The 25118-nt window shown below is 64.5% G+C and carries 23 protein-coding genes and 1 riboswitch; of the genes, 17 read left to right on the top strand and 6 right to left on the bottom strand.

Annotated elements, in window-relative coordinates; translation table 11 throughout:
- Window positions 1–67: 67 nt before the first annotated feature.
- Both LDZ23_RS02005 and ggt read right to left on the bottom strand, forming a co-directional pair.
- Window positions 68–1402, bottom strand: coding sequence for an MFS transporter (locus LDZ23_RS02005; protein ID WP_425306891.1), 1335 nt, complete (start codon window positions 1400–1402; stop codon window positions 68–70).
- A gap of 150 nt (window positions 1403–1552) precedes the next feature.
- The gene (ggt, locus tag LDZ23_RS02000) at window positions 1553–3190 is read right to left on the bottom strand and encodes a gamma-glutamyltransferase (RefSeq protein WP_034470684.1); all 1638 of its coding nucleotides are present in this window, start codon (window positions 3188–3190) and stop codon (window positions 1553–1555) included.
- 460 nt (window positions 3191–3650) lie between these two features.
- On the opposite strand from ggt, the gene LDZ23_RS01995 reads away from it, so the two are divergent.
- Complete coding sequence (locus tag LDZ23_RS01995) at window positions 3651–3848, top strand: hypothetical protein (RefSeq protein WP_008351420.1); 198 nt, start codon at window positions 3651–3653, stop codon at window positions 3846–3848.
- Between the two features lie 73 nt (window positions 3849–3921).
- On the opposite strand, the gene LDZ23_RS01990 is transcribed toward LDZ23_RS01995, so the two are convergent.
- Window positions 3922–4302 carry a hypothetical protein gene (locus tag LDZ23_RS01990; protein ID WP_034470682.1) on the bottom strand — a complete coding sequence of 127 codons (381 nt, stop codon included), beginning with the start codon at window positions 4300–4302 and terminating at the stop codon, window positions 3922–3924.
- Window positions 4303–4526: 224 nt separating this feature from the next.
- On the opposite strand from LDZ23_RS01990, the gene glpK reads away from it, so the two are divergent.
- Together glpK and ribB are read left to right on the top strand one after the other, a co-directional pair.
- Window positions 4527–6023: a glycerol kinase GlpK gene (gene glpK / locus LDZ23_RS01985; RefSeq protein ID WP_244807698.1), complete on the top strand. Its 1497-nt coding sequence runs from the start codon at window positions 4527–4529 to the stop codon at window positions 6021–6023.
- A gap of 107 nt (window positions 6024–6130) precedes the next feature.
- Window positions 6131–6294: riboswitch (FMN riboswitch) on the top strand.
- A gap of 174 nt (window positions 6295–6468) precedes the next feature.
- Entirely contained in the window at window positions 6469–7179 is a 711-nt protein-coding gene (ribB, locus tag LDZ23_RS01980; RefSeq protein ID WP_244808097.1) for a 3,4-dihydroxy-2-butanone-4-phosphate synthase, read from the top strand.
- 3 nt (window positions 7180–7182) lie between these two features.
- On the opposite strand, the gene LDZ23_RS01975 is transcribed toward ribB, so the two are convergent.
- Window positions 7183–7869, bottom strand: coding sequence for an HAD family hydrolase (locus LDZ23_RS01975; protein WP_008351424.1), 687 nt, complete (start codon window positions 7867–7869; stop codon window positions 7183–7185).
- A 37-nt stretch (window positions 7870–7906) separates the two neighbouring features.
- Window positions 7907–9085 (bottom strand): MFS transporter, encoded by a 1179-nt coding sequence (locus tag LDZ23_RS01970; RefSeq protein WP_034470678.1) that lies wholly within the window; start codon window positions 9083–9085, stop codon window positions 7907–7909.
- A gap of 104 nt (window positions 9086–9189) precedes the next feature.
- On the opposite strand from LDZ23_RS01970, the gene LDZ23_RS01965 reads away from it, so the two are divergent.
- The 14 genes from LDZ23_RS01965 to LDZ23_RS01900 all read left to right on the top strand — a co-directional run bounded on the left by LDZ23_RS01965 (window position 9190) and on the right by LDZ23_RS01900 (window position 24056).
- Entirely contained in the window at window positions 9190–10161 is a 972-nt protein-coding gene (locus tag LDZ23_RS01965) for a LysR family transcriptional regulator (protein WP_244808096.1), read from the top strand.
- A gap of 114 nt (window positions 10162–10275) precedes the next feature.
- Window positions 10276–11637, top strand: coding sequence for a tRNA (N6-isopentenyl adenosine(37)-C2)-methylthiotransferase MiaB (gene miaB / locus LDZ23_RS01960; protein ID WP_008351429.1), 1362 nt, complete (start codon window positions 10276–10278; stop codon window positions 11635–11637).
- A 21-nt stretch (window positions 11638–11658) separates the two neighbouring features.
- A complete protein-coding gene (locus tag LDZ23_RS01955) occupies window positions 11659–12777 on the top strand; it encodes a PhoH family protein (RefSeq protein ID WP_008351431.1) in 1119 nt (372 codons plus the stop codon).
- Window positions 12777–13238: an rRNA maturation RNase YbeY gene (ybeY, locus tag LDZ23_RS01950; protein WP_008351433.1), complete on the top strand. Its 462-nt coding sequence runs from the start codon at window positions 12777–12779 to the stop codon at window positions 13236–13238. The genes LDZ23_RS01955 and ybeY overlap by 1 nt, the downstream gene beginning before the upstream one ends.
- 35 nt (window positions 13239–13273) lie before the next feature.
- On the top strand, window positions 13274–13963 hold the full coding sequence (locus LDZ23_RS01945) for a gamma-glutamylcyclotransferase (RefSeq protein ID WP_008351435.1): 690 nt from the start codon (window positions 13274–13276) through the stop codon (window positions 13961–13963).
- A 201-nt stretch (window positions 13964–14164) separates the two neighbouring features.
- Window positions 14165–15070, top strand: coding sequence for a CorC family transporter (locus tag LDZ23_RS01940; RefSeq protein ID WP_008351437.1), 906 nt, complete (start codon window positions 14165–14167; stop codon window positions 15068–15070).
- Between the two features lie 81 nt (window positions 15071–15151).
- The gene (lnt, locus tag LDZ23_RS01935) at window positions 15152–16819 is read left to right on the top strand and encodes an apolipoprotein N-acyltransferase (RefSeq protein WP_244807697.1); all 1668 of its coding nucleotides are present in this window, start codon (window positions 15152–15154) and stop codon (window positions 16817–16819) included.
- Between the two features lie 172 nt (window positions 16820–16991).
- Window positions 16992–18020 carry a glycine--tRNA ligase subunit alpha gene (gene glyQ / locus LDZ23_RS01930; protein WP_244807696.1) on the top strand — a complete coding sequence of 343 codons (1029 nt, stop codon included), beginning with the start codon at window positions 16992–16994 and terminating at the stop codon, window positions 18018–18020.
- A 17-nt stretch (window positions 18021–18037) separates the two neighbouring features.
- The gene (gene glyS / locus LDZ23_RS01925) at window positions 18038–20137 is read left to right on the top strand and encodes a glycine--tRNA ligase subunit beta (RefSeq protein ID WP_034470666.1); all 2100 of its coding nucleotides are present in this window, start codon (window positions 18038–18040) and stop codon (window positions 20135–20137) included.
- Between the two features lie 12 nt (window positions 20138–20149).
- Window positions 20150–20722, top strand: a complete 573-nt coding sequence (gene gmhB, locus LDZ23_RS01920) for a D-glycero-beta-D-manno-heptose 1,7-bisphosphate 7-phosphatase (protein WP_008351447.1) — start codon at window positions 20150–20152, stop codon at window positions 20720–20722.
- A 10-nt stretch (window positions 20723–20732) separates the two neighbouring features.
- On the top strand, window positions 20733–21506 hold the full coding sequence (locus tag LDZ23_RS01915; protein ID WP_244807695.1) for a lysophospholipid acyltransferase family protein: 774 nt from the start codon (window positions 20733–20735) through the stop codon (window positions 21504–21506).
- 82 nt (window positions 21507–21588) lie between these two features.
- On the top strand, window positions 21589–22515 hold the full coding sequence (locus tag LDZ23_RS01910) for a M48 family metallopeptidase (protein WP_034470804.1): 927 nt from the start codon (window positions 21589–21591) through the stop codon (window positions 22513–22515).
- A 77-nt stretch (window positions 22516–22592) separates the two neighbouring features.
- Window positions 22593–22979: a lactoylglutathione lyase gene (gene gloA / locus LDZ23_RS01905; RefSeq protein WP_008351454.1), complete on the top strand. Its 387-nt coding sequence runs from the start codon at window positions 22593–22595 to the stop codon at window positions 22977–22979.
- 147 nt (window positions 22980–23126) lie between these two features.
- Window positions 23127–24056 carry a DMT family transporter gene (locus LDZ23_RS01900; protein ID WP_008351457.1) on the top strand — a complete coding sequence of 310 codons (930 nt, stop codon included), beginning with the start codon at window positions 23127–23129 and terminating at the stop codon, window positions 24054–24056.
- A 7-nt stretch (window positions 24057–24063) separates the two neighbouring features.
- Here the strand turns inward: LDZ23_RS01900 and LDZ23_RS01895 are convergent, their stop codons facing one another.
- The gene (locus LDZ23_RS01895; protein WP_008351458.1) at window positions 24064–25077 is read right to left on the bottom strand and encodes a DedA family protein/thiosulfate sulfurtransferase GlpE; all 1014 of its coding nucleotides are present in this window, start codon (window positions 25075–25077) and stop codon (window positions 24064–24066) included.
- Between the last annotated feature and the right edge of the window lie 41 nt (window positions 25078–25118).

The following is a 25118-nucleotide window of genomic DNA, read 5'->3' as shown; positions in this document are numbered from 1 at the left end:
TTCGAAATGCAAAAGGCGGCCGAAGCCGCCTCGATTGTTTCGCGCGATGCCGTCGCGCAGCGCGCCGTTACGTTGCGCGTCGTGCCGCGCGCATGCGCCAGGCGACGATCGCCAGCGAGATTCCCGACAAGACGGCAGCCAGCAACACGTAGTAACTCGGCGCGAGCTTGTCCCCCGTGACATGGATGAAGGCTTCTACGATGGTCGGCGCAAAACCGCCAAACAGCGTGACGCCGAGCGCGTAGCCGATGGAAAGACCCGTCGAACGCACGCGAGTCGGGAAGATTTCGGACATAAGCGCGGGCATTGGACCGGAATACGCGGCCTTGAGAATGCCCGCGACCGATTGGAGAACGACCAGCGACGCGACTGTCGGATGCGCTTGCAGCCACGCAAACATCGGATAAATCGTGACGCCCATGATAATCGATGTACCGAGCATGATGCGGATGCGCCCGAGCCGGTCGGAGAGCGCGCCCATCAACGGAGAGAAGATGAACTGAAGTCCGCCATTGAGCACCACGACGGCGAACGATGCGGTCGCCGGCAGGTGCAACTGCTTGACTGCGTACAGCGGCATATAGAGTTGCAGGACGTACACGCCGACCGTCGATTGCGCGACGATGCCCACGGCCAGCAAAAGATTCAGCCATTGATTCGCGAACGACACGCCTGGCGCGCTCGCCTTCTGCGCGGAGCGCGTCGCGAGAAACTCCGGCGTTTCGTCCAGATGCGAGCGGATGTAATAGCCAACCGGCCCGACGAGCAGACCGAAGACAAACGGAATGCGCCAGCCCCAGCTTTCGAGTTGCGGCTGCGGCAGCCAGGCGCTGAGTACCGAGCCGAACGCCGCGGCCATGATCGCGGCAAGCCCTTGGCTCGCGAACTGCCAGCTCGCGTAGTAGCCGCGCCGCGCTTCGCTGTGCTCGACCATGAACGCGGTCGCGCTGCCGAACTCGCCGCCGACCGCGAAGCCCTGCACGAGACGCGCGAGCAAGATCAAAAGCGGCGCGGCGATTCCGATGTGCTGATACGAAGGCATCACGGCCATGGTGAGCGTGCCGACCATCATCAGCAGAATGGCGAGCGTGAGCGCGGCCTTGCGTCCTTTGCGGTCGCCGTAGATGCCGAGCACGATCGCGCCGAGCGGGCGCATCAGGAACGAGATGCCGAACGTGCCGATGGCAAGCATCGTCGAGAGCCATTCGTCATTCGACGGGAAGAACGCCTTCGCGATGACCGTCGCGAAATAGCCATAGACGAGAAAGTCGAACCACTCGAGCGCGTTGCCGATCGACGACGAGAACACGATGCGGCGGATCATCGCCTTGGATGGCGCCGGGTGCGGCGCGGGCGTTTGCGCCTGCGTCGGAGCAGCGCCTTGATACACGCGTTCGTTCATGATTTCTCCTATCCCGCTTCCATGTCGTGATGTCCGACCGAGGCCACGAGGCGCGGGCGCGCAGCCCCCTCGCCTGCACAATTGCGGCGATCGGATGCGTGGTTTTTTATCGACGGAGACCGGCCGACGGCGCGGCCTCCGATGGCAGCCTCAGAAGCCTGCGGCGAGTCCGTCGCGCCGGCTGTCGCTCGCCGCGACATAGCCGCGCTCCGGATCATTGCGATCCAGCTTCCAGATGTACTGGCCGGAGCCGAAGTCCATGTAGGGATCGTCGATGGACTTGATCGTGTGGCCGAGACCCTCGAGCGCGCGCGCGGTTTCGAGATCGAGCGTGGCTTCGATGTCGATCGTGAAGTCGCGGTTCACCTTCCAGCGCGGCGCGTCGCACGCGGCCTGCGGCTGCTGGCCGTAGTCGAGCATGCGTACGATGGATTGCAGATGGCCTTGCGGCTGCATGTCGCCGCCCATCACGCCGAAGCTCATGACGGCTTCCTGCCTGCCATCGACCTGCTGAGTGAGGAAAGCCGGAATGATGGTATGGAACGGACGCTTGCCGCCTTCCACGACGTTCGCGGACTTCGGATCCATCGAAAAGCCGCAACCGCGGTTCTGCAGCGCGATACCGGTGTCGGGAACGACCACGCCCGAACCGAAGCCCATGTAATTCGACTGGATGAAGCTGACCATCATGCCGCGCTCATCGGCGACGGACATATAGATGGTGCCGCCCGCCTTGGGCATGCCGAAGTCGAAGTGCGTCGCCTTTTTCGGATCGATGAGCTTCGCGCGTTCGGTCAGATAGGCGTCGTCGAGCATGTGTTCCGGCGTGACTTCCATCGAGCGCGGATCGGCGACGTAGCGATAGACATCCGCGAAGGCGAGCTTCATCGCCTCGATTTGCAGATGCTGCGACTCGATGCGATCGACGTTCAAAGCGCTCACGTCGAACTTGTCGAGAATGCCGAGCGCGATGAGCGCCGCGATGCCCTGTCCGTTCGGCGGAATCTCGTGCACCGTGTAGCCGCGATAATCCTTGCTGATCGGCTCGACCCAGTCCGCGCGATAGTTGCGCAGGTCGTCCATCGTCAACGCCGCGCCGCCCGCGCGCGCGAACGCGGCGATGCGCTCGGCGATCTCGCCTTCGTAGAACGCGCGCGGACCTTGCTGCGCGAGCAGGCGCAGCGTTTTTGCGTGGCCGGGGAAGCGCACGAGTTCGCTCACGTCAGGCGCGCGGCCGTGCGGCATGAATACATCGGCGAAACCCGGCATGTCCTTGAGCTCCGGCACCGCCGCCGCCCACTTGTAGGCGACGATGCTCGCCACCGCATGACCGCGCTCGGCGATTTCGATGGCTGGCTCCATCAGATCCGCGAAGGGCAGCGTGCCGAACTTCGCGTGCAACGCTTCCCACCCGGCGATGACACCCGGCACCGTCACGGCGTCCCAGCCGCGCTTGGGCTGGCGCGCGAGACCGTTTTCCTCGCCGTACTTGCGCCGGAAATAATCGACGTTCCACGCCGCCGGCGATACGCCCGAAGCATTCAGCCCGTGCAGCTTCCGACCGTCCCAGACGAGCGCGAAAGCGTCGCCGCCCAGCCCGCATGACACGGGTTCCACCACGGTAATGGCCGCCGCGGCCGCGATGGCTGCATCGACCGCATTGCCCCCCTTCCATAGCATGCGCAGACCGGCCTGCGCGGCGAGCGGATGAGACGTCGAAACGATATTGCGGGCGAACACCGGAAGGCGCGGGGTGGGATACGGGTTTTGCCAGTTGAAGCGAGTCATTGAATGAAGTCCGAAATTCCAGCGGGCAGAACGTGCCGGCCGACCTTGTGGCCAATCCGGGCAAAGGGGGAATATTGCATTGTCCGCTTAATCCAAAACAAATTCATTTATCGTATAAATTAATGCGCATTGCGCATTAACCGGGCGATCAGGCGTCGCTGATTGCGTGTGCTCGCATGCCGATCCTTGTGTGCGCCGCCGCACGAACCTCAAGTGGATTCTTCGAATTCGCGTGAGCGATGAACCGCTTCTGCATTGATAAAAAGTCAAAGCCAAAATTTTCTCGGCAAATTTGGCACTTGTCAGACGCTTGCCTACAATCCCAATTCCCGGCATCCGCAGCACAAAATCGACGCGTTTGCCCGGCAATTTTTCAGTTTTCCCGTACAACGTTTCGAAGCAAAAAGACCCGGCTTACAAGGCCGGTTGCTTATGCCGTTCGGTCGTCATGGAGAACACAATGCTGAGTCCGCACGAATTCGCCACGCTGCTATTGGTTCAGGAAGCGCCTAATCAGGTCGACATGGAACGCGAAGAGCTCGACGCCCTGCTCGAACGTCAGCTCGTCCAACTCGAAAATCTCGCATCGGGACGTCAGCAATGGCGCCTCACCGCCACCGGCGACTCCACAGTCAAGGCTTTCAAGCGTTACTCGTAGCACGCGGCAGGACTCGGGACGCGGTGCAAGGCCGCGTCCGCTTCACTTAACCTTCACCTACCGTCAAGTCGCGTCAGCCGGCCCGCAGTGTCGGGTCCACTGCCGCACGCCAGCTCAACGCCTGCGCGCGCTGCTCCAGGAAGAACTTGGCCCACGCGCTTTGCGCTTCGGGGCCGGGGTTCGCGCGATAAGCACGATACCGTTCTGCAATCGCCGCCTGGAATGCGCAGAAGCGCTCCTTCTGCAACCCGCCGCGCCGTTCGGCCACATAGGCATCGTAGAAGGCTGAATAGACCGATTGCGCGTCCGCGCCGTAGTCGACGGGCGAGGTCCCGCACATGTCCTGCAGCGCGCTGAACGACGGCGCGCCCAATGAGCCGTCCAGGCTGGGCGTGCCCACGCAGCCCGTCAGAAGCGCCGCGCCCAGCACGCCGGAAATCAACAGCATACGCATCGCACTCACCCTTCAATCGGTTTCGTGCCGCCAGTATCGGACGAACACGAACGCCGCGCCACTCGGCCGAATGGCATAGCCCAAATCCGCATTCGAGCGGTCGATGTCGCGCGGCTTATGCCGTTCGGCCAGCTTGTCCGCGTCGCCTCGCTCCGATAGATTGCGCAAACGGACAGCGCCTTTGCTGCCCGAAACGTCGACGTCCGTTCGAACCGGAGGAGACCATGCAGGATCAGTACGTTCTCGCGCTCGATCAGGGCACCACCAGCTCACGGGCCATGCTGTTCGACCGGAACGGCAACATCGTGTCCTTGGCGCAGAAGGAATTCCAGCAAATTTATCCCGAGGCGGGCTGGGTCGAACATGATCCGCGCGAAATCTGGTCGACGCAGGCAGGCGTCGCCGCGGAAGCCGTCACGCGCGCCGGCGCGAGCGCTGCTTCGATCGCGGCAGTCGGCATAGCGAACCAGCGCGAGACTACGATCGTCTGGGATCGCGAGACGGGCGCGCCGGTCTATAACGCGATTGTCTGGCAGGACCGCCGCACGGCCGGCTTCTGTGACGAGCTCAAGTCGCGCGGCCTCGAAGCGATGGTTCGCGCGAAAACCGGTTTGCCTATCGACGCATACTTTTCGGCGACGAAAATCCGCTGGATTCTCGATAACGTAGAAGGTGCGCGCGACAAGGCGAAGCAAGGGCGGCTCGCGTTCGGCACCGTCGATAGCTGGCTCGTGTGGAATTTCACGCGTCACGGCTTGCATGTCACCGACGTCACGAACGCCTCGCGCACGATGCTCTTCAACATTCACGAACGCCGCTGGGACGACGAACTGCTCGACGCGCTCGGCATTCCCCGCAGCATGCTTCCCGAAGTGCGGACGTCGGCGGAACGTTATGGCACGGCGCGAGGCACCGTGTTCAACGCCGATGTCCCGCTTGCAGCGCTTGCCGGCGATCAGCACGCCGCGCTCTTCGGCCAGATGTGCACGGATTCCGGCATGGTGAAGAACACCTACGGCACCGGCTGCTTTCTCGTCATGAACACGGGCGACAAGCCCATCGAGTCGCGCAACAACCTCGTCACCACGATTGCCTGGCAGATCGGCGATCACGTCAGCTATGCGCTCGAAGGCAGCATCTTCATCGCGGGCGCGGTCGTTCAATGGCTGCGCGACGGCCTCGGCCTCATCCGGCGCGCGAGCGAAATCGAGACGCTCGCGCGCGGCGTGCCGCACAGCGACGGCGTGTATCTCGTGCCTGCGTTCGCCGGGCTCGGCGCGCCGCACTGGAACGCGCGCGCACGCGGCACGCTCTTCGGCGTCACGCGCGGAACGACATCGAGTCATGTCGCGCGGGCGGCGCTCGATTCGATCGCCTATCAGTCCCTCGACGTCTTGAAAGCCATGGAAGCGGACTCGGGCATCCGCATCGGCGAATTGCGTGTCGATGGCGGCGCCTGCGCGAACGATCTGCTGATGCAATTCCAGGCCGACATTCTCGGCGTCGATGTCGCGCGTCCGCGCATCGCCGAGACGACGGCGCTCGGCGCGGCTTATCTGGCGGGGCTCGCGGTCGGCTACTGGAAGGACGTCGACGAACTCAAGGCGCAATGGCAACTGGAGCGCCGCTTCACGCCGTCGATGCCGAAACCGGAGATCGATTCCTGCCTCGCCGGGTGGCGCCGCGCGGTCAACGCGGCGAAGGCATGGGCGGACAGCTAACGGCTATGCATGGCGTATCGCACCCTTTCGCGTCGTGCGGCGGTGCAAAAACCGCCGGCGTGCGGTATCCTAAAAAAGCTCGCGAGCCTTGCGGCTTGCGGCATCGAGTACGTCTTCAGGGCGGGGTGCAATTCCCCACCGGCGGTATGTGGCGAGGCTTCGCGGCCGGACCACGAGCCCGCGAGCGCCCGCGCAGGATTCACGCGCGGGGTCAGCAGATCTGGTGAGATGCCAGAGCCGACGGTCATAGTCCGGATGAGAGAAGATGTGCAGATGGTCATGTCCGTCCCCTTGGCGATTTCCGCATCGTGCCGAACCGGACGCCGCCGCGCCTCTTGGCGCGTCGCCGTGGGGTGCCGTTCTGTCTGTTTGCAATGCCCTGAAACGTTTTTCGCTTACATTTCCTGCGAGAGCGTTTCACATGTCCCAGTCCCAAGCTGCCAGCCTGTCGTTCGCCACACCGGCCGTCATCGCCGATGACGCTTTTGCCGACCTTCCCCAGCTCGCTTCGTTCGACGTTCCGCCGCGCATCGCCGCCGCGCTCGACGCCATGCGCGAAGGCCGTCCGGTCGTGCTTCAGGACGACGACGATCGCGAGAACGAAGCCGATCTGATCGTCGCCGCCGAAAAACTCACCGACGCCACCATGGCCCTTCTGATCCGCGAATGCAGCGGCATCGTGTGCCTGTGTCTGCCCGACGACAAAGTACGCGCGCTCGAACTCCCGCCGATGGCCGCCGCGAACGGCAGCCGCTACGGCACGGCGTTCACCGTGTCGATCGAAGCGCGGGAAGGCGTGACGACGGGCGTATCGGCGGCGGATCGCGTCACGACGATCCGCGCGGCGATCGCCGAAAACGCGAACCCGGCGGACATCGTGCGGCCCGGCCACGTCTTTCCGCTGCGCGCGATGCCCGGCGGCGTGCTCGCGCGGCGTGGTCACACCGAAGGCACGGTCGACCTGGCGATCCTCGCCGGCCTCAAGCCTGCCGGCGTACTCTGCGAACTGATGAACGCCGACGGCACCATGACGCGCGGCGCGCAAGTCGAGCGTTTCGCGCAGGAGCACGGCCTGCCGATGCTGACCATCGCGGAACTGGTCGAATTCCGCGCGGCGCTGGCGGCCGCACGTGAATCCGTCGAGGAAGCGGCGTAAGGATCAGGAGAGCACGTCGCCGAAATCCCCGCGCACGCCCGCCGCGACGAGCGCGGGCAGCTCGTCCATGTGCTCCATGATTCGCGTGATGCCGGTTTCGCGCAGCACTTGCGCGTAGCCGGACGGAATATGGCTCGCGCCGACGAACGCGATGGTCTTCATGCCCGCCGCGCGCGCCGCCGTCAGTCCGGCGACGCTGTCCTCGACGACGAGGCAGCGCTCGGGCGCGACATCGAGCGTGCGCGCCGCGAGCAGATACACGTCGGGATAAGGCTTCGGCCGCTCGACTTGCTGCGCGCTGAACACGCGCGCGCCGACGATCTCGGAGAGCCCCGCCCGCCGCACCGACGCGCGCACGCGCTCCATCCGGCTGTTCGACACGACCGCCACCGGCAGGCCGCAGCCTTCCAGCGCGGCGCGCACGCCGGCGATCGGTCCGACCGAGCGCGCGAGTTCCACGGAAACGCGCGCCTCGATCGTATCGACGAAATCGGGCGGCATCACGATGCCGAACTTCGTCTCCAGATGAGTCAGGAAGCGCGAGGTCTGCTGTCCGAAAGCCGTCTTGACGACCGGTCTGAAGTCGATGCCGGGAAACGTCTCGGTGAGCACGTCCAGCATCACGCGATCCGCGATGACTTCGCTATCGACGAGCACGCCGTCGCAATCGCAGATGAGATGATCGATCATGTTGGCTCGAATTACGTTGAGCCAACATGATAAGCGCTCAGCAAGCGTCGGCTGCTTTTATGTCCGAGGTAACGCGCGGGACATCCAGGCGCGCGGCGAACCACGTCACCGCGAGCGCGGCCAGCGCGACCGCCGCCGCGGCCCACGGAAGCGCGTCGAGACCGTGACCGTGCGTCAGCACCGCGCCGCCGAGCCACGCGCCGCCCGCATTGCCGACGTTGAACGCGCCGATATTGAGCGTCGAAGCGAGATTCGGCGCGTCCTTCGCTTTCTCGACGACGCGCGTCTGCAACGGCGGCACCGTCGCGAACGCCGCGATGCCCCAGACGAAAATTGTCAGGATCGCGCCGGTCTGGCTGTGGCTCGTCTTCGCGAACACCGCCATCACGACGGCGAGCGCGAACAGAATGCCCATCAGCGACGGCATCAGCGCGCGGTCCGCAAGCTTGCCGCCGATCGTGTTGCCGATCGTCAGCCCGACGCCGAACAGCACCAGGATCAGCGTGACGGCGCGCGGCGAGAAGCCGCCCACCTGTTCGAGAATCGGCGCGATGTACGTGAACACGACGAACACGCCGCCGAAACCGAGCACCGTCATCGTGAGCGCGAGCCAGACCTGGCCGTCGCGCAGCACGCGCACTTCCCGGCCGAGCGTGCTCGGCGCGGCGTCGTGGCGGTTCGGCACGAGCGCGGTCACGCCGAGCGCGGACAATACGCCCAAGCCCGCGACGATCCAGAACGTCGCGCGCCAGCCGAGCTCCTGCCCGATGAACGTCCCGAACGGCACGCCCAGCACGTTCGCGAGCGTGAGCCCGGTGAACATCAGCGCGATGGCGCTCGCGCGCTTTTCCGCCGGAACGAGCGACGCGGCCACGACCGCGCCGATGCCGAAGAACGAGCCGTGCGCGAACGAGGTCACGACGCGCGCGACCATCAGCAGGCCATAGCCCGGCGCGAGCGCGCACAGCACGTTGCCGACGATGAACACGAGCATCAGCAACTGCAGCGCGAGCTTGCGCGGCAGCTTGCTCGTCAGCACGGCGAGCAGCGGTGCGCCGACCGCGACACCGAGCGCGTAGCCCGTGACGAGCAGCCCCGCCGATGGAATCGTCACAGAGAGATCGTGCGCCACGTTGGGCAAGAGGCCCATGATGACGAACTCCGTCGTGCCGATGGCGAATGCGCTGATCGCAAGCGCGAGAAGTGGAAGAGGCATGATGAGATGGAAGGGTTTACACGTAGCGCATTGTGCAAGCCACGCAGCGATTTGAGAATTGGCCTACCCTTTGAATTATTCTCAAACCGGATTTGAAAATGACGATGGATCGGCTCGGCGACATGCGCCTGTTCGTGGAAGCTGCGTCGGCGGGAAGCCTGTCGGCGGCGGGCCGCAAGCTGGGCCTGTCGCCGGCGGCGGCGAGCGCGCGGCTCATCAAGCTGGAAAAAGCGCTGCACACGCGGCTCTTCGAGCGCACGACGCGCCAATTGCGCGTAACCGACGAAGGCCGCGTGTATTTGCAGCATTGCCGGATCGCGCTGCAGGCGATCGACGATGCCGAAGCCGCGCTGCAGGCCGGCCAGAACGTCGTGCGCGGCAAGGTTCGCATTTCGGCGACATCGAATTTCGGTCGCTCGATGCTGAACGGCTGGCTCGACGAATTCAGCGCGCTGCATCCGGACGTGAAATTCGCGCTCACACTATCGGATTCGGTGTCGAATCTTTTGCTGGAAGAGATCGATCTCGCGATCCGCTTCGGCGCCCCGCCCGACAGCGGCCTCGCCGCCCGCGCGCTCGCGCCGAATCGCCGCGTGCTGTGCGCGTCGCCCGCGTATCTCGCGCGCATGGGCGTGCCCGAAACGCCCGCCGATCTGACCGGGCATGACTTCCTCGTCGTCGTTACGGCGAACGGGCCGCTCAACGAGCTCGTCTTCGTGCGCGGCGACGAGCGTTACGCGTACACGATTCCGCTCGCCGACGCCTGGGAAACCAACGACGGCGCGCTGCTGCGCGAATGGGCGCTCGCGGGCCACGGCATCGCGCATAAATCGATCTGGGATATCGCCGCCGACGTGCGCGCCGGCACGCTGCAGATGGTGTTGCCCGACTGGTGTACGCACGAAGCCGCCGTGCACGCGCTTTTTCACGCCAATCGGTACATGGCGCCGCGCGTGCGGGTGCTGCTGGACTTTCTCGTCGAGCGTTTCGAAAAAACGACGAACGACCTGCTCGGCGACCTGGCGTATCCGCCCGACGCGCGCGGGAAGCGTCGGGAATGGCGGCCAGAGCTATAATATTGGGTCAAATACAGTAAAAAGCGGTGCAGATCAGTGTAATTGCGCCGCAAATTCCCTCTTTAATCTCTTTTACAGCGCCCCCAGGTTAACCACTGCGACCGGCGACGATTCATGACCAAGAAAGTTTATGTAAAGACCTTCGGCTGCCAGATGAACGAGTACGACTCCGACAAGATGGTCGACGTGCTCGGCGCGGCGGAAGGACTCATCAAGACGGATACGCCCGAAGACGCGGACGTCATTCTGTTCAATACGTGCTCGGTGCGCGAAAAAGCCCAGGAGAAGGTGTTCTCCGATCTCGGCCGTGTGCGCGAGCTGAAGGAAGCGAACCCGAATCTGCTGATCGGCGTCGGCGGTTGCGTCGCGAGTCAGGAAGGCGCGTCGATCGTCGCGCGTGCGCCGTATGTCGATCTCGTGTTCGGTCCGCAGACGCTGCATCGTCTGCCCGCGATGATCGATCAGCGCCGCGCGACCGGCCGCGCGCAGGTCGACATCACGTTTCCGGAAATCGAGAAGTTCGATCATCTGCCGCCGGCGCGCGTCGATGGCCCGAGCGCGTTCGTGTCGATCATGGAAGGCTGCTCGAAATACTGCAGCTACTGCGTCGTGCCGTACACGCGCGGCGAGGAAGTGTCTCGCCCGCTCGACGACGTGCTCACCGAAGTCGCCGGTCTCGCGGACCAGGGCGTGCGCGAAGTCACGCTGCTCGGCCAGAACGTGAACGCTTATCGCGGCGCGCTGACGCTCGGTTCGAGCGAGATCGCGGATTTCGCGACGCTCATCGAATACGTCGCGGACATTCCGGGCATCGAACGCATCCGCTATACGACGTCGCATCCGAAGGAATTCACGCAGCGCCTGATCGACACTTACGCGAAAGTGCCGAAGCTCGTCTCGCATCTGCATTTGCCGGTGCAGCACGGCTCGGATCGCATTCTGATGGCGATGAAGCGCGGCTACAGCGTGCTCGAATACAAGTCGGTCATCCGCAAGTTGCGCGCGATCCGCCCGGATCTGTCGCTGTCGACGGATTTCATCGTCGGCTTTCCCGGCGAGACCGAAGACGATTTCAACAAGATGATGGCGCTCGTCGACGAGATGAGCTACGACACGAGCTTCTCGTTCATCTACAGCCCGCGCCCCGGCACGCCGGCAGCGAATCTGCACGACGACACGCCGCGCGAAGTCAAGCTGAAGCGTCTGCAGCATTTGCAGGCGACGATCGAGGAAAACGTGCAGCGCATCAGCGAATCGATGGTCGGCAAGGTCGAGCGCATTCTGGTCGAACGCCCGGCGCGCAAGGATCCGAACGAACTCGCGGGACGCACGCAGAACAACCGCGTCGTCAATTTCCCGGCGCCGGCAGAATCGCACGCGCGGCTCATCGGCCAGATGATCGACGTGAAGATCGTGCATGCCTATCCGCACTCGCTGCGCGGCGAACTGGTCATGGCGCCCGAGCTTGCGCACTAAAGACAGGAACTCAAGTTCACTTTGAAGAACGCTCCCACGCAGCATCTGGAATTCACCGCTCCGCGCGACGACAACGCGCGGCTCGCCAACCTCTGCGGCCCGCTCGACGAAAACCTGCGGCAGATCGAGCAGGCGCTCGATGTGACGCTTTCGCGACGCGGCCACAAGATCGCGATTCGTGGTCGTGGCGCCAAAGTCGCGCTCGCGGCGCTCGAAAACTTCTACAACCGCGCGCGGGATCCGATTTCCGTCGACGACATTCAGCTCGCGCTCGTCGAAGCGCGTCATGCGACGCGTCGCGCGAAGGATGCGCGCGAAGCTAACGGCGAAGAAGGCGAAATCGATCCGCGTTTTCGTGGCGATCCCGATCATCCGTTCGATGAACCGAGCGCGACGATCGATCTCGGCGAAGACGAAGACCACGGTCCGAAGCTCTACACGCGACGCGCCGATCTGCGCGGACGCACGCCCGCGCAGCGCGAGTATCTGAAGCAGATCATCGCGCACGACGTGACCTTCGGCATCGGGCCGGCGGGCACGGGCAAGACGTATCTCGCGGTCGCGTGCGCGGTCGATGCGCTCGAGCGCGATCAGGTCAAGCGCATCGTGCTGACGCGCCCCGCCGTCGAAGCGGGCGAGCGGCTCGGTTTTCTGCCGGGCGATCTCGCGCAGAAGGTCGATCCGTATCTGCGTCCGCTTTACGACGCGCTTTACGATCTGCTCGGCTTCGACAAGACCGCGAAGATGTTCGAGCGCCAGATGATCGAAATCGCGCCGCTCGCGTACATGCGCGGGCGCACGCTGAATCACGCGTTCATCATCCTCGACGAAGCGCAGAACACCACGCCCGAGCAGATGAAGATGTTCCTGACGCGGATCGGCTTCGGCTCGAAGGCGGTCGTCACCGGCGATACGACGCAGGTCGACTTGCCGCGCGGCCACAAGAGCGGCCTGATCGAGGCGCAGCATGTGCTGTCGGAAGTGCGCGGCATCGCGATCACGCATTTCACGTCGGCGGACGTGGTGCGGCATCCGCTCGTCGCGCGCATCGTCGAGGCTTACGACGCGCAATCGCAGAAAGACGCCGCGCTCGCCGAGGCCGCGCGCGCTGCGCAACAGCAAGCGCAGAAGCCCGAATAATGCCGCGCCTCACGTTGACCCTGCAGTTTCCAGCGGCGAAGGCGTATCCGTCGCACAAGGCGATCCTGCCGCGCGCGACGGTCGCGCGCTGGATCAAGGCGTCGCTGTTCGCGGACGCCGAACTGACCGTGCGCTTCGTCGACGAAGAAGAAGGCCGGATGCTCAACCGCACGTATCGGCAGAAGGATTACGCGACGAACGTGCTGACTTTCGCGTATGCAGAATCGGAGGACGATCCGGTCGCGGGCGATCTGATTCTGTGCTGCCCGGTCGTCGAGCGCGAGGCGGCCGAACAGGGCAAGCCGCTCGCCGCGCATTACGCGCATCTGATCGTCCACGGCACGCTCCATGCGCAGGGCTACGACCATGAAGTCGAGAGCGAAGCGCAAGAGATGGAATCCATCGAGACGGATATCATGCAGTCTCTGGGATTTTCCGATCCTTACGTGCCTTCGACCTGAAGCCGGTCCGATGTCCCCGATGTTCCCAACGCGCCGTGAACGACAAGCTGCCCGAACCCACGCATCCCGAGTCACTTCCTGACATCGCGCCCGAGCCGTGCGCCGGCTATCCGCCCGCGCTCGGCGAATCCGCATTGTGGACGGATGCCGAACTTGCGGCATCGCGCGAGGCGGCGTTCGCGCATTGGGACGGCGAGTCGGACGTGTGGCTCTTCGGCTACGGTTCGCTGATCTGGAACCCCGGGCTGCCGACAGTCGAAGCGGTGCGCGGCAAAGTGCATGGCTATCATCGCGGGCTTTATCTGTGGTCGCGCGTGAATCGCGGCACGCCGGAGCAGCCGGGTCTCGTGCTCGCGCTCGATCGCGGCGGCTCGTGCACCGGCATGGCGTTCCGGCTCGCGGGCGTCGGAGCGATCGAGCATCTCGACGTGCTGTGGCGCCGCGAAATGGCGATGGGTTCGTACCGCCCCGCGTGGCTGCCCTGTACGCTCGCGGACGGACGGCGCGTCGATGCGCTCGCGTTCGTCATGCGGCGCGATGCGGCGTCTTATACCGGCAAGCTCGCCGATCCGGTCGTGCGCACGGTGCTCGGCTGCGCGAGCGGCCGATATGGGACGACGCTGGATTACGTCAGCCGGACGGTGGAGGCGCTGCGCGAGAGCGGCATGCCGGATCGGGCGCTGGAGGCGTTGTTGAAGCGTTGCCAGGCGCAGGGCGGACGCTGACGTTGGCGCTTTTTGCCTCCATATGATTTTCGCGCCTGACATCGTCCATTCGGCCAACGCTTTCCGCTGGACATACTTCTCGCACATTTATCGGCTAGCATGGCTGAAGTCATGCGCGCCGCGCCACGCAGCCCGCTTTTTGCCTTGGTGTATGCTTAACTTTCCGCTAACCTGCGCCCGGGAACTCCCGGGCGCTCCGCTATGAACGATCCCTATCCCAGTCGACGCCACACCGACAAACCGCAAGAAAAGCGCTCGCTCCTCGAACGCCTGACCGATTTCATCTCGCACGAGCCGGAATCGCGCGACGAACTTCTCGAGGTGCTTCAGGACGCGCACGAGCGCAACCTGCTCGACGCCGACTCGCTCTCGATGATCGAAGGCGTCTTTCAGGTGTCCGACCTCTGCGCGCGCGACATCATGGTGCCGCGCGCCCAGATGGACGCCATCAACATCGCGGAAACGCCCGCGGAATTCATCCCCTTCGTGCTCGAAAAAGCACACTCGCGCTATCCGGTGTACGAAGGCAATCGCGACAACGTCATCGGCGTGCTGCTCGCGAAAGACCTGCTGCGCTACTACGCCGAAGAAGAATTCGACGTGCGCGGCATGCTGCGCCCCGCCGTCTTCATCCCCGAATCGAAGCGTCTGAACGTACTGCTGCACGACTTTCGCGTGAACCGCAATCACATCGCGATCGTCGTCGATGAATACGGCGGCGTCGCCGGCCTCATCACGATCGAGGACGTGCTCGAACAGATCGTCGGCGACATCGAGGACGAATACGACTTCGACGAGGAAGCCGGCAATATCATCGCGACGCCCGACGGCAAGTATCGCGTGCGCGCGCTCACCGGCATCGAGCAATTCAACGAGGAATTCGGCACCGATTTCTCCGACGAAGAAGTCGATACCATCGGCGGACTCGTCACGCATCGCTTCGGGCGCGTGCCGCATCGCGGCGAAAAAGTACGCATCGACGATTTCGTGTTCGAGATCCTGCGCGGCGACGCCCGCCAGATTCACGTTCTTCTCGTGCGGCGCGTGCCGAATCTCGCGCAGCAACATCACCACGCGGGCGACGACGAAGACGAACTGCGCGACTAAGCGCTTCGCGGGCGCCGCAGCCGAACGGCGCCCGCTGTCAGTCCTACACTCGCTTTTGCCGTTTCATCTCGACCGTCATCAATGGCCGATTCATCGTTTCGCTTTCTCTCCCGTCAACGCGACGTCTCCGTGACACCCGATACGCGTCGCGCATTGCCGTTCTGGCATTACCTCGTCGCCGCCGTGCTCGGCGCGATCAATACGCTCTCCTTCGCGCCGACGCCGCACGGCGGATGGATCGAGCTCGCCGTGTTCGCGTTGTTCTTCGCGTGGCTCTCGCGCGCGAACGGCTGGAAAAGCGCCGCCGCGACGGGCTGGGCATTCGGCTTCGGCAACTTCGTGACGGGCGTGTGGTGGCTCTACATCAGCATGCATGTCTACGGCGGCATGGCCGCGCCGCTCGCCGCCGCCGCCGTCGCACTGTTCTCGCTGTATCTCGCGATCTATCCGGCGTTGTCGAGCGTGGTCTGGTCGTTCGTCGCGGGGCGCGCGCGCTTCGGCGATGAAGACGCCGCCACCGCACGCGACATCGAAGCATCGCCGCGCTATGCGCCGACATGGCACGGCGCGTTCGCGTTCGCGAGCGCCTGGGCGCTCGGCGAATGGCTGCGCGGCCTCGTGTTCACCGGCTTTCCCTGGCTCGCGAGCGGTTATGCGCAAGTCGACGGTCCGCTCAAGGGCTTCAGCGCGATCGTCGGCGTGTACGGCGTCGGCTGGGTGCTCGCGCTCGTCGCCGCGCTGATCGTGCAGGCCGTCTATCACTTGCGCAAGACGCGGCGGCTCGCGTTCGCGCCGGGCGTCGTCGCGGTTGCGCTGATCGTCGCGGGCATGCTGCTGTCGCTCGTTCAATGGACGACGCCCGCCAACGCACCGCTCGACGTGCGTCTCTTGCAAGGCAACGTGAAGCAGGAAATGAAGTTCGAGCAGTCGGGCGTCGATGACTCGCTCGCGCTCTACAAGCGCCTCATCACCGAGAAGCCCGCTGATCTGATCGTCACGCCGGAAACCGCGCTGCCGGTGCTGTCGGTGCAGATTCCGCAGGATTTCGCCGTCGCGATCCGCAATTTCGCCGACGACACGAACTCGTCGATTCTCTTCGGCGCGATCGGCGTCACGATTCTGCCCGATGGCCGCGCAACCGATTTCACCAACAGTCTCTTCGGCGTCACGCCGCATGTGAACGGCGTGTATCGCTACGACAAGCATCATCTCGTGCCCTTCGGCGAATTCGTGCCGCCCGGCTTTCACTGGTTCGTGCGCATGATGGGCATTCCGCTCGGCGATCTCGCGCGCGGGCCGATCGCGCAGAAGGCATTCGTCGTGCACAACCAGCCGGTCGCCGTCGATATCTGCTACGAGGACATCTTCGGCGAAGAGATCGCGCGCACGATCCGCGAGCAGGAAACGCCCGCGGGCATTCTCATCAACTCGACGAATCTCGCGTGGTTCGGTAATACCATCGCGCTCGATCAGCACTTGCAGATCGCACGGATGCGGTCGATGGAAACCGGCCGGCCGATGCTGCGCGCGACCAACACGGGCATGACGGCGGCGATCGCGGCCAACGGCGATGTCATCTCGAAGCTGCCGACGTTCGCCACGGGCGTGCTCGAAGCGCGCGTGCAAGGCACGTCGGGCAGCACGCCGTATGTGACGAGCGGGAACATGACGGTGATCGCGGTATCGCTGATTCTGCTGGCGTTCGCGTTTGCATTCGCGCCGAATCGGAAACGTTCGGGCGAGCGTTGAACATCGGCTGAAACAAAGCCGCGTCGCGCGATGCGACGCGGCCCGCCTTCTCCCAAAAAGCCGCACCCGCCCGTCCGTTCGGCTAAAATTCTCCGTTTAAGTACTTCGGCCGAGCCTCCGAGTCGCGTCGTCACGACGATGGCCGCGCCGCGTTCGCCCGCAAAAGGCAATCATGCTCACTTTCCAGCAAATCATTCTGACGCTGCAGTCCTACTGGAACGAAAAGGGCTGCGCGCTCCTCCAGCCGATCGACATGGAAGTCGGCGCAGGCACCTCGCACGTCCACACGTTCCTGCGCGCGATCGGCCCGGAGCCGTGGCGCGCGGCCTACGTTCAACCGTCGCGCCGCCCGAAGGACGGCCGCTATGGCGAGAATCCCAACCGCCTGCAGCACTACTATCAGTATCAGGTCGTGCTGAAGCCCGCGCCGGAAAACATCCTCGATTTGTACCTCGGCTCGCTCGAAGCGCTCGGCTTCGATCTGAAGCAGAACGACGTGCGCTTCGTCGAGGACGACTGGGAGAACCCGACGCTCGGCGCCTGGGGACTCGGCTGGGAAGTGTGGCTCAACGGCATGGAAGTGACGCAGTTCACGTACTTCCAGCAAGCGGGCGGCATCGACTGCAAGCCCGTGCTCGGCGAAATCACCTACGGTCTCGAACGCCTCGCCATGTACCTGCAGAAGGTCGAGAACGTGTACGACCTCATCTGGACCGAATGGGAAGAAGACGGCCCGAACGGCCGCGAACTGCGCCGCCTCACCTACGGCGACGTGTATCACCAGAACGAGGTCGAGCAGTCCACGTACAACTTCGAGCACGCGAACGTCGATCTGCTGTTCACGTTCTTCAAGAGCTACGAAGAAGAAGCGAAGAAGATGATCGATGCGAAGCTCGCGCTACCCGCGTATGAGCTCGTGCTGAAGGCCGGCCATACGTTCAATCTGCTCGATGCGCGCGGCGCCATTTCCGTGACTGAGCGCGCGGCGTATATCGGCCGCATCCGTGCGTTGTCGCGCCTCGTGGCGCAGGCTTATTACGATTCGCGCGAAGCGCTCGGCTTCCCGATGCTCGGCAATCCGGTCAAGGGCGATCGCGATCTCGTCAGCGACGAGCAGGAAGCGCAGCGTCCGGCATGGGCGCCGCCGCTCAAGGTGGAAAGCACGCCGCCGGGCGAACCCAGCAACAACGAACAGGTTTGACGAGGCTCGCTAGAACAATGACGCAATCCAACCACGCTTCGCTCCTCGTCGAGCTGCTCACCGAAGAACTGCCGCCGAAAGCGCTTGCGCGTCTCGGCACCGCTTTCGCCGATGGCATCGTCGAGCGTCTCGCCGCGCGCGATCTCATCGACGGCGCGCCTTCGTTCGAAAAGTACGCGACGCCGCGCCGCCTCGCCGTGCTCATCCGCAATGTGCGCGATGTCGCGCCGGAAAAGCAGGTGCGCGAGAAAGTCTTGCCGGTAACGGTCGCGCTCGATAAGGAAGGCAACCCCACGCCGCCGCTCGCGAAGAAACTCGCGGCGCTCGGCTTCCCCGACTTTCCCATCGCCGAACTCGAACGCGCGCAGGACGGCAAGGCCGAAGCCTTCTTCCTGCGCTACGCCGCGCCCGGCGCGACGCTCGCCGACGGCCTGCAAGCCGCGCTCGACGAAACCCTCGGCAAGCTGCCCATTCCGAAGGTCATGACGTATCAGCGTCCGGACGGCACCAGCGTGCAGTTCGTGCGTCCGGTGCAGCGCCTGATCGCGATGCACGGCCGCGACGTCGTGCCGGTCAGCGCGCTTGGCGTCGATGCGGGCGATACGACCATCGGGCATCGCTTCATGTCGGAAGGCTTCGTCGCGATCGCTCATGCCGACGACTACGCCGACACCCTGCTCGACAAAGGCCGCGTCGTCGCGAACTTCGACGATCGCCGCGAATCGATCCGCACGCAACTGCAGGCGTTTGCGGGCGAAGATCGCGTCGTGATGCCCGAAGCGCTGCTCGACGAAGTGAACGCGCTCGTCGAATGGCCGGTCGTCTACGAATGCCGCTTCGACGAGGAATTCCTGCAGGTGCCGCAGGAATGTCTGATCCTCACGATGCAGACGAACCAGAAATACTTCGCGCTCACGGACCAGAACGGCAAGCTGCGCTCGCGTTTTCTGATCGTGTCGAATATCGATACGAAGACGCCCGGCGAGATCGTCGAAGGCAACGAGCGCGTCGTGCGCCCGCGCCTCGCCGACGCAAAGTTCTTCTTTACGCAGGACAAGAAGAAGCGCCTCGAAGATCGCGTGCCGCTGCTCGCGAACGTCGTCTATCACAACAAGCTCGGCTCGACGCTGCAGCGCGTCGAGCGTCTCGAAGCGCTCGCGGGCGAAATCGCGCCGATGGTCGGGGTCGATCCCGCGCTGACGCGCCGCGCCGCGCGTCTCGCGAAGGCGGATCTGCTGACCGACATGGTCGGCGAATTCCCCGAGCTGCAAGGCACGATGGGCACGTACTACGCGCGTCACGACGGCGAGCCGGAAGAAGTCGCGCTCGCGTGCTCGGAGCATTATCAGCCGCGCTTCTCGGGCGACGAAACGCCGTCGACGGGCGTCGGTGCCGCGGTCGCGCTCGCGGACAAGCTCGAAACGATCGTCGGCATCTGGGGCATCGGGCTCGCGCCGACGGGCGAGAAAGATCCGTTCGCGCTGCGCCGTCACGCGCTGGGCGTGCTGCGCATCCTGCTCGAAAAGAAGCTGCCGGTCGATCTGCGCGATCTCGTCGGCGCGGCGCAACGTCAGTTCGCGGGCATGCCGCAAGTCGCCGATTCGACCGAAGCGGTCTACGCCTTCTTCCTCGATCGTCTGCGCGGACTGTTGCGCGAGCGCGGCTTCGAAGCGAACGATATCGAAGCGGTCCTGAGCCTGAACCCGACGCGCCTCGACGACATCGTCGCGCGCCTCGACGCCGTGCGCGAATTCGCGGCGCTGCCGGAAGCCGCGGCGCTCGCGGCGGCCAACAAGCGCATCTCGAACATTCTGAAGAAGTCGGAGCAAGGCGCGCCTTCGGTGGTCGACAAGGAACTGCTCGTCGAAGCGGCCGAGAAGGATCTGTACGCGCAGATCGAGCAAGTGACGCCGCGCGTGCAAAGCCAGCTCGCCGCGCGCAACTATACGGAGGCGCTCACCGCGCTCGCCGCGTTGCGCGAATCCGTCGATACGTTCTTCAACGACGTGATGGTGAACGCGGAAGACCCGGCGCTGCGCAACAATCGTCTTGCGCTGCTCAACGCGCTGCATCAGCAGATGAACTGCGTCGCCGACATCTCGAAGCTCGCTGCTTAAGAAACGCCGCCCATGGTCATGAACCGCAAACTGGTCATCCTCGATCGCGACGGCGTCATCAACGTCGATTCGGATGCCTTCATCAAGTCGCCGGACGAATGGGTCGCCATTCCCGGCAGTCTCGAAGCGATCGCGCGGCTGAACCAGTCGGGCTATCGCGTGGCGATCGCGTCGAATCAGTCGGGCATCGGGCGCGGTCTATTCGACATGGCCGCACTCAACGCAATGCATCAGAAGATGAATCGCGCGGTCGCGGCCGTCGGCGGGCGCATCGACGCGGTGTTTTTCTGCCCGCACACGGCCGAAGATCAGTGCGATTGCAGAAAGCCCCGGCCCGGCATGCTGCAACAGATCATCGACCGCTTCGAGATCGATCCGGAAGATACGCCGGTCGTCGGCGATTCTTTGCGCGATCTCCAGGCGGGCGCGGCGCTCGGCTTTCCCACGCATCTCGTGCTGACCGGCAAAGGCGAAAAGACGCTCAAGGAAGGCCAGTTGCCCGAAGGCACCCTCGTTCACAAGGACTTGCGCGCATTCGCGCTCGATTTCCTCGCGCGGCATCAGGATCGCGCCGCGGCTCAGTAACAGATATTCCATGCGCTTCATCCGTTCGTTGCTGTTGATGCTTTACTTCGTCGTGTACACGGTGCCGTACGCGATCGCCTGCTTCATCGCGTTTCCGTTCATGCGCGCCGACAAGCGCTACTGGATGGCCGCCGGCTGGTGCAAGTCGACGATCGTCGTGCTGCGGCATCTGATCGGCATTCGCTACACGATCGAAGGCATGGAGAACCTGCCGAATGGTCCGGCCGTGCTGCTGTCGAAGCATCAGTCCGCATGGGAGACGCTCGCGTTTCCCGCGCTGATGCCGCGGCCGCTCTGCTACGTGTTCAAGCGCGAGCTGCTCTATGTGCCGTTCTTCGGCTGGGCGCTCGGACTCCTGAAGATGGTGCACATCGATCGCAAGCAGGGCCGCGACGCCTTCGTCTCCGTCACCAGGCAAGGCCGCGCGCGCATGGACGAAGGCGCGTGGATCATCATGTTCCCCGAAGGCACGCGCACACGCGTCGGCAGCCAGGGCAAGTACAAGACCGGCGGCGCACGCTTCGCGGTTGCAACCGGCGCGCCGGTCGTGCCCATCGCGCACAACGCCGGTCACGTGTGGCCACGCAATTCGTTCATCAAATATCCGGGTATAGTCACGGTGTCGGTCGGCAAGCCGATCGATACGGCCGGTCTCACGCCCGAGGAAGTGAACGCGCGCGTCGAAAGCTGGATCGAGACGGAAATGCGCCGCATCGATCCGCACGCTTACGCCGTGTCGAACGCGCAGCCGGCCAAAGCCGGCGCTGCGGGCGCGGGCCGCTGACGCGGCGGCGGTCGATTCGAGCCGAGGCGTGCCCTACTCTTTCTTCTCGTCATTCCTGCGCCGTGAGCGCAAAGCGGAGCCGATGCAGAAAGCCCCTTCGCGACAGCGCCCCGCCGTCGCGCTCGATACCCTGCAACTCGATCTGCCGTTCGAGCATGCGCCGGCTTACTCCGGCGCGCCGCCCGCGAACGGACCGGCTCCGCTGCGCGGCGATGTTCCCCCCGCCGATCCCGTTCCCGTCCTCACGCCCGCTGCACCGAACGCGCCCACCGCACCGCTGCCCGATGGCGTGCGCCTGCGTCGCATCGTGCTCAAAGCGGGCGCGCTCGAATACCGGTTGCGTCGTTCGTCGCGGCGCACGATCGGCTTTTGCATCGACGGAACCGGGCTCGCGATCACCGCGCCGCGCTGGGTGACGATCGCCGATATCGAAAGCGCGATTCTCGACAAGCAGAACTGGATCGTCAGGAAGCTCACCGAATGGCAGACGCGCGTGGAGCAGCGCGCGCTGCCGCGCATCGAATGGAAGGACGGCGCGCAGTTTCCGTTTCTCGGCAAGACGATCAGCGTGTCGCTCAACTCTGCGAGCGCGCTTTCGTTCGATGACGAAACCAGCGTGCTCACGCTTCCGCTGCCAGCATCCGCCGACGCGCAGCAGATCAAGGATCGCGTGCAAGGCTGGCTGCAAAGCGAAGCGAAGCGCATCTTCGGTGCGCGGCTCGCGGTCTATGCGGCGAAGCTCGGCGTCGAGTACCGCGCGTATGCGCTGTCGTCGGCGGCGACGCGCTGGGGCAGTTGCTCCAGCGACGGCAAGATTCGCCTCAACTGGCGGCTCATCCATTTTCCGATGTCGATCATCGATTACGTCGTCGCGCACGAGCTGGCGCATCTGCGCGAGATGAATCACAGCCCGCGTTTCTGGCAGACGGTGGAATCGATCTTCCCCGAGTTCCGCGAGGCGCGGCATACGCTCAAGCATCATCCGCCGGACTTGCTGCCGGCACTGTGAGCGCGGTCAGCGCGTAAAAAGCGCCGACGGTACAATTTCATTCCTGTCCCCGCAAACCTACAAACAGGAATCCCACCATGCGACTCCTCCACACGATGCTGCGCGTCGGCGACCTGCAGCGTTCCATCGATTTCTACACGCGCATTCTCGGCATGCATGTGCTGCGTCAAAGCGAAAACACCGAGTACAAGTACACGCTCGCGTTCGTCGGCTACGGCCCGGAAAGCGAGAACAGCGTGCTCGAACTGACCTACAACTGGGGCACCGACAAGTACGATCTCGGCACGGCTTACGGTCATATCGCGCTCGAAGTCGATAACGCCGCCGATGCGTGCGAGCGCATCCGTCAGGCGGGCGGCAAGGTGACGCGCGAAGCCGGTCCGGTGAAGGGCGGCACGACGGTGATCGCGTTCGTCGAAGATCCGGACGGCTACAAGGTCGAACTGATCGAAAAGCATTCCTGAACCGCGCTCAATCCACGCTTTCAAAGCGCGCGCCGCACGCTCGTCGCGGCGCGCAATCTCCACGGGCTCGTCCCGACCTTTCGTTCATCGCAGCGGTTCGCTGGCACAATCGACGCTCCAGATCAGTGCACGCTTAACCGACAGCCGATGAGCTCGCCATCCCTCTCCCTGCGCCGCGCCCCCGACGCCACCGCCGTCATCGTGATGATCGCCCTCTGCGGCGCGTGGGGATTCCAGCAAGTCGCGATCAAGGAAGCCAACGCCTCGATTCCGCCGATGCTGCAGGCCGGCATCCGCTCGCTGATCGCGACATTGCTCGTATGGGTCTGGACGCGCACGCGCGGCGTGCCGCTCTTTCAGCGCGACGACACGCTGCCCGCCGGACTGCTCGCGGGCGTGCTGTTCGGCGGCGAATTCGTCTGCATCTTCTTCGGCCTGAGTCTCACGACGGCCACACGCATGGCCGTGTTTCTCTACACCGCGCCCTGTTTCACCGCGCTCGGGCTGCACTGGTTCGTCGCGGGCGAGCGGCTTTCGCGCACGCAGTGGAGCGGCATCGTGCTCGCGTTCTGCGGCATCGCGCTCGCGTTCGCGGACGGCTTTCTGCACGGCAATCCGAATAGCGCATCGACGTTGCAAGGCATCGCTGGCGATGCGCTCGGCATCATGGCCGGCATCTTCTGGGCCGCGACGACGGTCGTCGTGCGCGCGTCCGCGCTCTCCCATGCGAGCGCGAGCAAGACGCTGTTCTATCAGCTGGCGGTATCGGCGGTTCTGCTGCTCGTGCTCGCGGCGGGCATCGGGCAGACGCACGTCGAAGCCGTGTCGCCCATAGCGATCGCGAGTCTCGCGTATCAGGCGATCGTCGTCGCGTTCATCAGCTATCTGACGTGGTTCTGGCTGCTCACGCGCTACATGGCGTCGCGGCTTTCCGTGTTCTCGTTTCTCACGCCGATCTTCGGCGTCACCTTCGGCGTGCTCTTGCTCGGCGAGCATTTCACCGCGCGCTTCATGGTCGCCGCCGCGATGGTCCTCGCGGGCATCGCGCTCGTGAACCGGCCGGCGCGCCGCAGCTAGGGTCGGCTCATTCCGGCGCGGTCGCGCGGATCGTCACCATGTCGTGATCGATGTCGTCGTGATCGGCGGGCGCGCGCAAGTGCTCGGGCGGAATCGGCTCGGTCGGATAGCCGTGCTTTTCCCACGCATCGAGCCCGCCCTTCAGCGGCCGCACGTGTCTGAAGCCCTTCGCCCGCAATTGACGCGCGATGGTCTTCGCCGTCGCCTCGTTCGGACACACGCAATACACGACGACCTCGTGCTCCGCATACAACTGATCGACGCGATCCGGCGAATCGAGATCGAGCGCGATCGCGCCCGCGATGCGATACGGCTCGCGACGGCGAATGTCCGCCGGACGCGCGTCGTAGATCACGGGTGGCGTGTCGGAGTGCATCATCGCGTCGAGCTGATCGGGCGTGATGTGATACTTCGCGAGCCACTGACGAAACTGCTCGCGCCGGATCCATCGATACAGCACGAAGCCGAGCGCGATGATCACGAGCACGTCGATCAGCGTCGTGCCGTTCGCGCGCACCAGTTCGATGAGCCGGCCGATCTGCGCCTCGAGCGCCGCGCCGCCGAGCATCCAGAAGCTCGCCCAGGCCGTCGCGCCGATCAGATCCCACAACACGAAGACGCGCACTTCGATCTGCGTGGTGCCGAGCAGCGGCGCCGACACGAGCCCGAGCCCCGGCACGAACTTCGACAGCGCGAGCAGCGGCACGCCGAAGCGCTCGAACCATCGGCGCGCGGTGCGCAGCGTGGTATCGATCGACAGCGAGAAGCGCACGAGCGAATTGAGAAAGGTTCGGCCGTAGAGACGGCCCGCGGTGAACCACAAGGAATCGGCGATGAGCACCGCGAGCACTGCGGCCACGAGCATTTGCCAGAACGGCACGTTGCCGGCGGCGACGAGCGTGCCGGCGAGAATGAGCATCGGCGCGGCGGGGACCGGCACGCCGAGCTGCGTCGCGAGGACGCTGACGAACACGGCCCACGCGCCCCAGGACGACGCGAGCGCGGTCGGGACGTGCGGCATTCAAACCTCTCGATGGAGCTTTCGCGAAGACGACGGCCGGC

Source organism: Caballeronia zhejiangensis (assembly GCF_022879815.1).
In the GTDB taxonomy this organism is placed as follows: domain Bacteria; phylum Pseudomonadota; class Gammaproteobacteria; order Burkholderiales; family Burkholderiaceae; genus Caballeronia; species Caballeronia zhejiangensis.
The sequence above is the reverse complement of the archived record's forward strand: the minus strand, read 5'-3'. Positions and strand labels throughout refer to the sequence as shown.